Here is a 12107-nt window from a genome sequence, read left to right as displayed (position 1 = left end):
CGCATCCCCCCGCTCACCGTTTCGCGCCGTCGCCCTGGCAGATGGCATGGAAGCCGGCGGCCATGAACGTCGCCATATGTTCGCGGATCGATACGAAATCGTCCGACGAACACAGCCCGTGCGACAGCTCGTCCAGCCGGCCGGTCCGCGCCATATTGTGGGTCATCGCCCCGGACACGAAGTGATAGCCCCAGAAAATCGTCTCCTCGTCGCAATCGGGCATCGCCTTCTTGAGCAGGTCGATCAGCGCCAGCACGACCGGGTTGAAATATTTGGTCATCTTCTCGGCGCCCCAGCCGGCGGCGCTGTTCGCCTGCGCGGCGACCTTGCCGAACGCCACCCATTGCGCCTCGTCTTCGATCTGGGCGTTGAGGTCGGTGTCGATCCACGCGCGCAGCGCCCCCTCGACGGTCACGTTGTCGCCGACCTCCTCGGCATAGCGGCGCATCGTCGCCAGCCGGTTGCGCGCGGACAGCGGCGCCTTGCGCGCCCACATCGCCTCGTACAGGCTTTCCTTGCCGTTGAAATGATAGTGGATCAGCGTCGAACTGACGCCGACGCGCGCCGCCACGTCCTTCAGCGTGACGCCGTGATAGCCGAATTCGGCGAACAACTGCTCGGCGGCGTCGAGGATGCGCTCGATCGACGCTTCGCGAACGCGCGCCTTGTGGTTGCGGGCACGGACGCGCGGCGGTTTCGGCGCCGCCTCGTCCTGCGGTTGGACTGGATTGCTGCTGGTCATCGCCTCTCCGGTTGCCGCGTGGCGGCAGGCGCGTCAACGGCGGCGGCGGGTGGCGGAGGATAGGCGGAAAAGCCGATGTCCAGCCGCCATCCCCGGCCCGCCGTCCAGCGGCTGGCAACCAGCGCGTCGGCCAGGGCGAAGGCGCCGGGGTGCAGGTCGCGCGCGGCGGCCGGGCTGTCGTCAATGTCCAGATAGCCGCGCGCCTCGGCGGTGTAGCGCGGCCAGGCGGCGGCACCCTCCGCCGCCGGCGCGCCATCGCGGACGAAACCGGTCCAATATCCCATCATCGCTTCGGACAAACGCCGCTCCTCGGCGGTCTGCGGCGCCGGCGGCCAGTTGGGACCAATCCCGGTCCGCGCGCCGATCCGCCCGAAGACATAGGGCAGCTCGCTGGCGTGGAACGCCGCCAGCCCGCGCGCGCGTTGCGCCGGCGTGCTGTGGCGGTAGTAATAGAGATAGGCGCCCTGCCCGGCCGCCGCCTGCGCCCGCGCCACATATTGCGCCGCCCAGCCGTAAAGCCCATCGCGGATGGAGGCCATCGCGTCCGCCTTCGGATCGACGCCGGGGTATACCGCCAGGAATGTCTCCGCCGCGTCGCCGAAACGGCGGCGCACATCCGCCGCATACGCCGCCGGGCTGCTTGGCACCGACGGCATCAGGAAGGGTAGCGAGCGGATCTCGCCTTCGTTGAACCCGACAAGCACCGGCACCTTCGCCTGCTCGCCGCGCGCGAACGTCGCGGCAAGCTGGTGTTCCAGCACCGCGCCGTCGATCACCGGTTCCGGCTGCCAGCCGGTCGCCAGTCCGGCCATGAACAGCGCGGCCGGGTCAGTGGCGCGCAGCGCCCGCGCATCCGTCGCCCCCGCCGCTTTGGCCAGTGCCGCGCCCGCCGCCTCGGCGGACGGCAGGCCAAGGCTCGGCGCACGCAACGCGCGATAGGACGGCATGTAGCCGCTCTGCGCGATCGCGCCGGAAAACAGCCCCCGCGCCCGTGGGCTGGCAAGCAGCGCGATAACGCTGAGCGCGCCGGCAGACTCCCCGGCAATCGTCACCCGCGCCGGGTCGCCACCAAACCCGCCGATCGCGTCGCGCACCCAACGCAGCGCCGCGATCTGGTCGAGCAACCCGTAATTGCCGGACAGGCCGTCGGGCGATTCCGCGCTCAACGCCGGATGGGCCAGAAAGCCGAGCAACCCCAGCCGGTAGTTGATCGAAACGACGACGATGCCGCGCGCCGCCAGCGCGGCGCCGTCGTACAGCGGCTCCGAACTGCTGCCGCTAACCAGCGCGCCTCCGTGGATCCAGACCATCACCGGCAACCGGTGCGCGTCGGCGGGTGCCCAGATGTTCAGGGTCAGGCAGTCCTCGCTGGTCCGCGCCATCCGCCCGGCATAAACGCTCCCCGGCTGCGCCGGCGGCTGCGGGCAGGCGGCGCCGAACGCCCGCGCCTGCAGCACCCCCCGCCATGCCGGCGCCGGTGCCGGCGGGCGCCAGCGCAGCGCCCCGGTCGGCGCCGCCGCATAGGGAATGCCCTTATAGGCGACGATCGCGTCGTCGGCCTCCGCCACGCCCTGCACCAGCCCCTGCGGCACGCGGACCTGCGGCGGCGCGGCCCCGGCGGCAAGCGCGGCCGGCGCCGCCGCCAGCAACGCCGCCGCCAGCCACCGGCCGGCGCGGCCCGGCCGCACCCGGCGCCGCGTCGCCACCGCCGTCACAGGTTATAGCCGACGCGCACGCCGATCGTGCGCGGGCGCAGGATGGCATAGCGGCTGTACACAAAGGCTTCCGGGTGGATGTAGACGGTTGCCCGGCTGTTGCCGAGATTCTCGACGTAGAATGTCGTCGTCAGCTTGCCGATCCGGATGCCGGTCTGCAGGTTGATATAGGTATAGGCATCGGTCTTGTCATAAAGCGGGTTCTTCACCCCCGGCTTGCCCGGCGTGTTCGGGAACCCGTTGGGGAAGGACCCGACATGCTGGATCTGGAAGCTGGTGAAACCCTTCGCCCCGCTGCCCAGATCATAGCCATAGCTGCCGAAGAACGACCCCTGCAGGTGCGGCGATGCCAGCCGCACGCCGTCGACCGCACCGGAAATCGCCGCTTCCTGCGTCGACAGCTTGGTCACCTTGGCGTCGTTAAGCGATCCGTTCAGGCCCAGCACCAGCCCGCGCGCCGGGCGCAGAGTCAATTCCGCCTCCAGCCCCTTGCTGACCGCGGCGCCGACATTGGTGGCGAACTGCACCGAATCCGACGGCCGGTTGGCCTGCACCTGGATGTTGCGCCAGTCGATGTAATAGGCAGCGAGGTTGGCGTGCACCCGCCCGTCCAGCCAGCCGCCTTTCACGCCGACCTCGTAATTGGTCAGCTTGTCGGACCCGGCGCCGTCGGGGATGATCAGGTCGCTCGGGTCGACGGTGCTCGCCACCCCCGCCCGCGCGTTGTAAACCGGGGTCCGGTAACCGGTCGACACCGTCGCATAGGTGGTCAGCGCCGGTGACGGCTTGTAGCTGATGCTCGCCTTCCACGACGCCTTGGACGCCGACGGATATTTGGTCGTTGCCGCCGCGTTCGGCGTCACCGGCAGCCGCCCGGCCACCGGCACCCCGGCGATCCCGGCCAGCGCATAGGCGAAGTATTGCGAATTGAACCCGGCATGGGTGTCGACGGTGCCGCCGTATTTGCCGTAACGGATACCGCCGGTGGCCGACAACTGGTCGGTCAGGTGATAGGTCAGCTCGCCGAACCCGGCCAGTTCGTAGGTCCGGGTATCGTTGCCGAACTTGTAGAATACCGCGTCGGTCAGCCCGGTAATGCCAAGGCCGGACAGGAAATTGCCGGTCGAGGTCTGGACACCGTCCAGCGTGGTGTGGCGGCGCAGATAGAAACCGCCGACCACCCAGTCCAGCTTGCCGCCGGAATCCGACACCAGCCGGGTCTCCTGAACAAAGGTCCGCGCCTTGATCGTGTCGAACAGGTAGAACGGGATAGCGAGCGAGAAGGTCCCGCCAAGGTCGACGTTGAACAGGTTGTTCGCCACCGAATAGGTCGACGAACTGGTCAGCCGCGCGCCGTCGAACTGGTATTCGAGGGTGCCGTTGTAGATCTGCGTCTTCGACGTGTACTGATCGGGGATCGTCGAATAGCGCTTGCGCTCACCGAGCGCGGGGGTGATCAGCGCGGAATCCTGCGGGTCGCTATCCTCATAGGAACCGAGCAGGCGGATGCTCAACCGGTCCGTCGGCTTGAACAGCAGGATCGCGCGCCCGCCCCAGTTCTTCAGCGTGTTGGCATTCTTCACGCCGGTTCCAAGGTTATCGACGTAACCCTCTTCATTGCGGTGGAAACCAACCACGCGCAGGCCGAGAACGTCTTCGGCCAGCGGCAAGTTGATCATGCCGTTATACCGCTGGCGGATGCCACCGCCGTCCGGGGTCAGCCCGATGTCGACCAGCGCCGACGCATCGAAATGGCTCAGGTCCGGGCTTTTGGTCAGCACGCGCAGCGCGCCGGACAGCGAACCGGAACCGAACAACGTGCCCTGCGGACCACGCAGGAACTCGACCCGCTCGACGTCGTAGAGATTGGGGTTCAGCGTCACCGTGTTGCCAACGGTGCTGAGCGGCAGTTCGTCGAGGTAGATGGTCGTCGTCGTCTGCAACCCGGCGCCCCAGCCGTTGGTCGAAATGCCGCGCGCGGTCAGCCGGGCGTTGTTGTCGCTCGCCTGATTCAGCACGGCGCCCGGCGTTTCGCGGGCGACCCCCTCGAAACCGACCAGCCCCTTCTGGGTCAATTCCGTCTGGGTGAAGGCGGTGACGCTCAGCGGCACGTCCTGCAACCGGGCGTTGCGCCGGGTGGCGGTGACGATGATCTCATCCGCCGCGCCGCGTTCGGCCGCCGGCGTGTCGGGCGCGGGGGCATTCTGGGCGGCGGCGGGTGCGGTCGCGGCGGCTGCGACGGCCAGCGCGACAAGCGACGACGTGTAAGAAAAGCGGTTCATTTCCCCTCCTTGTCGCGGCCGCGCCTGTGTGACGCTGTTTCGCGACCGTGCCGATCATGCGTCCGCCCGCCGCGCCGAGTCAATACTGACTAACGCGTAAGTCAATATTATTGCGTCGGCGCACGCCCGCAGCCGGACGGACAATGCTTGCGCCGCACAGGAGGTTGTTAGAGGAACATATTGATATAACGCGATATAATGTCATCGCCAGCCTGCCTCGCGCTCTGACGAAAGCATAGGCCGCGGGCGTGTTCGTCGCCGGTATCCGCTTCGTCTAGCCCGCGCCGCGCCGCTGCCCGTCGATCGCCAACGCACACCGGTCGCGCACCGCGCGGATCACCGCCCGGCTCGCCCGCCGCACCGTGATCCGCGCGATCCGCACCGGCGGGCGCAGGCGCTCGCCATCCGCTTCGGCGCGGTGAATCGCGCGCACCACGTCCATGCCGCGCGTGACATGGCCGAACACGGCGAAGCCCTGCCCGTCGCGGTTGCGCGGGCCGGCGAAGTCCATCGACGGGCTTGGTCTGGTGACGATCGAGAAGCTGGACGTCGCCGTGTCCGGCCCCCAGCGCGCCATCGACAGCGCGCCGGCGCGGTGGCGAAGGCCGGTCACCGACGTCCGCTCCAGCGGGATCGGCCCGAACGCATCATGTTCCTCGCCGGCGCGCGCTTCCAGTTGAATCACGTCGATCGGCGGCGCGGTGCCGTCGTTGCGGTCGCTGCGCACGGTACGAAAGAACCGGCCGCCGTCATAATGGCCGCCGACGATGTAGCGCAGCGCGTTGCACACGGTGATCGGCGCGGCGGCAAGCGCCAGCGCCGCGTCGATAACGCCCCGGTCGGTCTCGATCCGGATCGGCACCGCCGTCGCCGGCACGCGCGCCGCCGCCGCCGCCGGCAGCAGCGCTAGCAGGATCGGCGGCAGGGCGCGGCCGATCAGCGGCGGCGCCCCTGGTCGGGCTGCGTCGCGCGCCAGGCCTGGAACCGGTCGATCGAATCGAGCTGGCGCAGGATCTTCGCCTCCGGGTCCAGCGTCACCGTCGCCGCTGCCGGCACATTCTCCACAACGCCGGTGCCGTCGGTCATCTCCAGCGTCACCGTCTCTTCGTCGATGCGGATGTCGACCGGCATCGGGAAAGGCAGGTTGTCCGGCGTTTCCCAGCGCAGGCTCAGCCGGTCCTCGTCACGTGTCTCGACCAGCTTCGGCAACCCGGCACGGTAGAGATAGATATTGAAGAACCAGTCGTAATTGCTTCCGGTAACTTGATTTACCGTCGCCATGAAACCCTTGCTGGTGCCGAACTGCGGTTCGAAGTTTCCGGGCATCGGGTCCGGCCGCCCATAGGTGACTCGCCTGATAACCTCGTAGAAAGCCTCGTCGCCGATCAGGTTGCGCAGCGTGTGCATCACCCAGCTGCCCTTGGGATAAATATCCCCCCGCGGCCCGGTCGGGTCGGCATAGACCCAGTTCTCCGGCCGCTCCTCGCCGCTGACCAGCGGCTTCTCGTTGCGGATGCCGGCCCGCTGCGACTTGAGCAGCGCGTAATAGTCCATATCGCCATACAGATAGCGGCCGAGCAGCGGCTGCATGTACGACCCGATGCCCTCGTGCAGCCACAGGTCGTCGTAATTGGCAACGGACAGCTGGTTGGCGAACCACTCATGGGAAAACTCGTGGTGCATCAGCGGGTCGAACCCGTACATCGTCTTGGTATAGTCGATGCTGTAGCCGTTGAGCGTCTGGTTCTCGAGGCCGGAATAGGGCACGCGGATCACGCCCATCTTCTGGTCCGCCCACGGATAGGGGCCGATCTGCGATTCGAAGAAATCGAGCGCGACCGGGAATTCCCTGAACAGCTCGGCTGCCTTCTCCTCCTCGCCCGGCAGGTACCAGAAACGCATCGGGATGGTGTTGCCGAACCGGCTCTTATACTCGCCCTCCAGCAGCTTGTACGGCCCGACATCGAGGACCAGGCCGTAGGTGTGCGGGCTGCGCGCGCGCCAGTTGTAGGTGCGCCAACCGTCCTTTTCGGTCATCCCCATGAACTTGCCGCTGCCCGGCGCGACCAGCGGGGCGGGAACGGTGTAGTGCAGGTCGGCGATCTTGGTCTTGCCGGTCGGGTGGTCGATGCACGGATAGAGCAGGTCGCAGCCGCCGCCCCAGTGCGACGTATCGATCCAGGTCTGGCCGTCCGGCGTCTTGGTCCAGGTGGTGCCGCCTTCCCACGGCGGGCGCTTGGCGAGCGGCGGCGTGCCGGACCAGACGATGCGCACCTTGGTCACCGACCCCTTGGCCAGCGGCCGGCGCAGCTTGATGCGCAGCTGCCCTTCCGGGTTCGTATAGTCGGCCGGCGGGACGACGCGGCCGTTGAGCGCGATCGAGACAATGCGGAATTTCGGATAGAGGTCGAGGATCAGCTCTGGCACCGCTTCCTTCGCCCGCAGGGTCAGGGTGGCGTCCCCCTCGATCCGTTTCTCGTCGGGAAACACCTTCAGCGCCAGGTCGAGATGCTCGAACGACAACGCAAGCTGTTCCGCCGGCATGACGCCGCCCATCTTGCGGGTCTGCGCGGTGATGGACTTTGCCTCCGCGTCCGGATCGGGCGCCGGGGCGCCCGTGGTCTGCGCCGTTGCCGCGGTTGCGACGAGAAGGGCGGCGCCGGCCATCAAGGCCCGATACGCGAATGGCTTCATGCTGTTCCTCCGCCGGCTTGGCAGTTTGGGAAGGCGGCATCACCAGCGCCGCACGGGCGCTGGTGATGCCTTGATACCCCAATGGCCTTCGATCAGAAGTCCTTCGCGATGCGGAACGAGAAGAACCGGCCGCGCGAGTTGAACGTCTTTTCATCGAAGCCGTTGAAGTAGTTACCTTCAAGCCACGGCGGCATCCGGTTGGTAAAATTGTCAACCGCCGCTGTCAGCTTCACCTGCATCGGCTCGACGAAATAACTGACGGCGATGTCATGCTGCAGATACGCCTTGGCCCGCATCCGTTCGCCGTTGACCAGCCGCGACGCGTCGTTGCGCACCGGCCCGACATACCGCATGCCGTAAGTGACCTGCAGGTCATCGAGCGTCCAGGTTGCGCGGCCCGTCGCCTTCCATTTCGGGATCGTGCCGAGCGCGGTCGTATAGGAGCCGACCCGCTCGACCGCCGGCGTAGCCGGGGCGGGCGACAGCTTGTAGCTGTCCATGTAGGTCGCGTCGGCGCGCAGGTTGATGCTGCCCCACGCCATCATGCCGGTGTTGTATTCCAGCCCGAAATCCAGCCCCTTGATCGACTGGTCGAGCAGGTTGTCTCGAACCGCGAAGACCTCGCTGATCGAGTTGTTGGCATCGCGCAGCACCTGGCCGGCGAAGCCGGCGCCAAGGGCATTCTGCTGGATGATGTAATCCGGGTCGGCGACGCCGATGATGTTCGCCTTGGTGATGCGGAAGAAGTCGATCGTCGCGGAAAAGCGCGGGATGAACTGCGGCGTCCACACCAGCCCGACGGTCAGCGTCTTGGCGGTTTCCGGCCTCAGATTGGGGTTACCGCCGGTAATCACCCAGGCCCCGGTCAGCACCGGCGCCTGCCGGCCACCGCACACCGGGTAACGCGAATATTCTGCGCCCTGGCACGGGTCGGTCAACGGGCGATAGCCGCGACTCTGCGTGCTGTTCGCCTCGGCAAAGGTCGGCGCGCGGAAACCGGTGCCCCACGAACCGCGCACCAGCAGGTCCGAATAGGGCCGCCACTTGACCCCGACCTTCGGGTTGGTGGTGGAACCGAACGCGTCATAATGCGAATATCGTACCGCGCCTTCGACATCGAGGCTGTAGATGCCCGGAATCTCCTTCAGCAGCGGCACCGCCGTTTCGGCATAGAACTCGTATATCTTGCGCGTCGGCGGCAGGAAGGGCGGCGTCGGCGTCGTCTTCTCCGGCGCGTTGTCCTGAATCTGGGAGAAGCTCTCCGTCCGGTATTCGGCGCCCAGCGCAACGCTCACATCACCCGCCGGCAATTCGAACAACTTTCCGGTGACGTTTCCGACAACCGACTTCATGTCCGCGTCGACGTTGGTCCAGCGTGGCGAGGTCAGCGAATCGAGCATCCCCTGCGTCACACTGCCCGGCCCACCAAACACGTTGACCGGAATACACCCGGCGGTCGCGGCGCAGAGCGCGGGATCACCGACCGCCCGCTGCAGCCGGACAATGTCGAGCGAGCGGCCGCCGTTGCGGAACATGTCCAGCTTCTGGAAATTGGCGGAAACGTCCCACTTCCACGTGTCGGTGAGATTGCCCTCAAGGCCGGCGACGACGCGATAGACCTTGCTGTTGACGTCGTTCATCCGGGTTTTGCCCTTGCCCAGCTCCTGCAAGGTGCGGATGGCGAAGACGTCGAAGCCGAACGGGTTGAACGGGTTGGCGGCACTGACGATCACGCCGTTGCCGATACCGGGGTTGCTGCCGCTCGACGGATCGAAATAGTCCGGCGCCAGAAAGCCCAGCGAATTGCGACTGTTATACGACGCCTCGACAAAGGCGGTGATGCCGCTGCCGATTTCCTGATGCCCGGAAAACCACAGGTTGATCTGGGAAATCTTGGAGGCGCTGCTCTCATATTCCCAATAGTTGATGCCGTCATTGCCCGATGTCAGCGGCGTGTTGGTACCGGGATAGACCATCGGCCGCAGGTCAGCCGCCGAGGTCGCCTGCGAGACACCATCGCGCAGGATGTAATAGGGGTTGCCCGCGCCGAACGCATTGGCCGGGTCGACCGCCTTGAACGCACCGAGCAACGGCGCCTCGTCACGGAAGTTGCGGCCGCCGAGCGCGCGCCAGTCGGGATCGCGGCTGACCGGACGGTCGGCGATGACGTTGCCGCCCGACTTGCGATAGCTGACGTTGAATACGAAGCCGCCGCCGTCATATTCCTTGCCGTACGTGCCGCTCGCCTCGTAATTGGGCAGGTCGCCGCGGCTGCTGACGCCGTAACCGGCCTTCAGCTGCAAGCCGTCATAGCTGCGCCGCATGATGATGTTGACCACGCCGGCAATCGCGTCGGACCCGTAGACGGCGGACGCGCCGTCCTGCAGCACCTCCATCCGGTCGATCGCCTCGAACGGAATGCTGTTCAGGTCGACGGTGCCACCGTCGGAATTCGACAGCACGCGGCGGCCGTTGACCAGCACCAGCGTATTGACGGAGCTAAGGCCGCGCAACGCGATATTGGCCGAACCGTTGTTGCCCCGCCCGGCGGAATCGCTCGCCGACGCCGATGCGACCGGCAGTTCGCGCAGCAGTTCGCCGACGCTCTGCGCGCCGGTCGCCTCGATCTCGCCACGGTCGAGCACGGTCAGCGGTGCCGATCCGGTCAGATCCGTGCTCGGCAGGCGGGAGCCGGTGACGATAATCACCTCTTCCGCCGGCCCGTCCTGCGCATGCGCCTGCGCGGGCAGCATCAGGGCAAGCGGCGCCGCCGCCGCCAGAAGCACCGTCCTTGTCGATATCTCTCTCATTTCCCCTACCTCCCTGACATGCGGAGCGCGTTGCACTCTGGCCTTGTCATCGCCCCGACATTCGCTGTTTAACGTATACTATCTACAAATATTGTCCAGACAGCATCGGATATTTCAAGCGAGCCCCTGTTGCCCGGCCCCCGGAGAAAGCACCGAAATCATACGGAATATGTCATGTTCCGCACCATATGCATAGATAACGAAGCAATTTTAAAAAGCTATTTATTTAATTGTCTGCTGGCGGTGTGCTCATGGCGTCACACAGCCTTGCCGCCCGCGCCGAAGCGGGCGAATAGCGGCGAACAGGCAAGGCGGCGCAGGGCAGGCAACGCACGGCAGGCGGCGCAGGGCGCCCGCCGCCGGCCGGTCTCAGCGCAGGGCGGCGATCTCCGCCGGTGTCGCGCAACGCGGCGGCACGCGGCGGGACGCGGCATGGGCCGGCACCTCGACCGCCTGGCCGATACGCAGGGCGGAAAACGCCGCCGGGTCCAGCCCGGCACAGCGCATCTCCAGCGCCAACAGCTTCGGCGGGGTGTCATAGGCTTCGTAGGACAGGCGGAACGTACCCCAGTGGATCGGCACGCCGTGGGCGGCGCCCAGCCCTTCGAACACCTTCACCGCGTCGACCGGGCCGATATGGCTACCCGACCGCATCTCGCCGGGGGCGAAGCGGAACGCGCCGATCGGGATCAGCGCCAGCCGCACCGGGCCAAGCCGGGCCGCCTCCGCCGGCCAGCGCAGATCGCCCGGCCCGGTGTCTCCGGCAAAGAAGATGTTACCGCCGGGCAGACGGACGACGAAGCTGGACCACAGCGCCCGGTTGCGGTCGGCCATCCAGCGCGAATCCCAGTGGTGATTGCGGGTCACCACCACCTCCACCCCCGGCCGCACCGTCACCCGCTGCCCCCAGTCGAGCGCGGCGACGCGGACGCCGGCCGGCCGCATCACCGTGTCGTTGCCCAGACTGGTGACGACCAGCGGCCGGTCGCGCGCCTGCAGCCGCTTCAACGTCGCCAGGTCCATATGGTCGTAATGGTTGTGGGAAATCAGCACGACGTCGATCTTCGGCAGATCGGCGAAGCCCACGCCCGGCGCGGCGACTCGGCGCGGCCCGATGCCGCCCGGCCCGGCGGTGTCGGACCAGATCGGATCGGTCAGGATGTTCAACCCCTGGGTTTGCACCAGCACCGTCGCATGGCCGACCCAGGTGACAACCATCCGTTCGCCGTCGACGCGCGCCGGCGGCCGCGTCGGGCTGACCGCGACATGGGTCGGCCAGGCCGGCCGCTCGTCGCGGCCCAGCAGGTAACGCAGCATGAACCGGCTCTGCCCGCCGGGCGGCCGAAACGTGTCGTTGCCGTCGGGGTTGAAGAATCGCTCGCCGTCGTAATGGCCACTCACCGGCCCGTCATAATAGCGGAAATCCAGGAAGGGCGGGACCAGAGTCAGCAACAGGCACAGTGCGACAATCAGGAACAGCAGGGCGGTCCCCGCCCATCGCGCCAGCCGTCCGATCGCCCGCGCTACCGTCACACACCACCTCTTTTCCGCCCCGGCCCAGCCTTAAACGCTCCGGCGCGCGCGACAAGCCATCCGTTAGCGCGACATTCACCAACGAAATATTTTTTGTTCGCGCTTTATTCCCTTGCGTTTACCGCACCCGTTGGAAAGCCGCGCGTCGCTGCATCGCAGCATTGACTCATGGTTACCATTGAAGACCTTTTTCATCCGATTTATGTCTCAACCGTCTTGCGCAGCGCCCGGCTTGCGGACACTATCACTGGTGCGTCGATCGCGGGGGTTACCCAAGGTCTAGTGGTTTCTGCCGTGCAACCCCATATTGCACGCAGCGCCGCCAAACGCC

Annotated in this window: 7 protein-coding genes; all 7 read right to left on the bottom strand. The window is 66.7% G+C overall.

What is annotated here, in order from left to right; all coding sequences use genetic code 11:
• Positions 1-13 precede the first annotated feature (13 nt).
• Positions 14-742 carry a TetR/AcrR family transcriptional regulator gene (locus tag ACMT1E_RS03065; protein ID WP_414902199.1) on the bottom strand — a complete coding sequence of 243 codons (729 nt, stop codon included), beginning with the start codon at positions 740-742 and terminating at the stop codon, positions 14-16.
• A complete protein-coding gene (locus ACMT1E_RS03060; RefSeq protein ID WP_414902197.1) occupies positions 739-2448 on the bottom strand; it encodes a carboxylesterase/lipase family protein in 1710 nt (569 codons plus the stop codon). The genes ACMT1E_RS03065 and ACMT1E_RS03060 overlap by 4 nt, the downstream gene beginning before the upstream one ends.
• A 5-nt stretch (positions 2449-2453) precedes the next feature.
• Positions 2454-4739, bottom strand: a complete 2286-nt coding sequence (locus ACMT1E_RS03055) for a TonB-dependent receptor (RefSeq protein WP_414902195.1) — start codon at positions 4737-4739, stop codon at positions 2454-2456.
• Between the two features lie 274 nt (positions 4740-5013).
• Positions 5014-5616, bottom strand: coding sequence for a peptidylprolyl isomerase (locus ACMT1E_RS03050; RefSeq protein WP_414902194.1), 603 nt, complete (start codon positions 5614-5616; stop codon positions 5014-5016).
• A gap of 59 nt (positions 5617-5675) precedes the next feature.
• Positions 5676-7433 carry a M1 family metallopeptidase gene (locus ACMT1E_RS03045; protein WP_414902193.1) on the bottom strand — a complete coding sequence of 586 codons (1758 nt, stop codon included), beginning with the start codon at positions 7431-7433 and terminating at the stop codon, positions 5676-5678.
• A gap of 92 nt (positions 7434-7525) precedes the next feature.
• Positions 7526-10243 carry a TonB-dependent receptor gene (locus tag ACMT1E_RS03040; protein WP_414902192.1) on the bottom strand — a complete coding sequence of 906 codons (2718 nt, stop codon included), beginning with the start codon at positions 10241-10243 and terminating at the stop codon, positions 7526-7528.
• A gap of 369 nt (positions 10244-10612) precedes the next feature.
• Positions 10613-11776: an MBL fold metallo-hydrolase gene (locus tag ACMT1E_RS03035; protein WP_414902191.1), complete on the bottom strand. Its 1164-nt coding sequence runs from the start codon at positions 11774-11776 to the stop codon at positions 10613-10615.
• Positions 11777-12107 lie beyond the last annotated feature (331 nt).

Source organism: Sphingomonas flavalba (assembly GCF_047553045.1).
In the GTDB taxonomy this organism is placed as follows: Bacteria; Pseudomonadota; Alphaproteobacteria; order Sphingomonadales; family Sphingomonadaceae; genus Sphingomonas_L; species Sphingomonas_L flavalba_A.
Note: the sequence above shows the minus strand (reverse complement) of the source record. Positions and strands in the feature narration are given on the sequence as shown.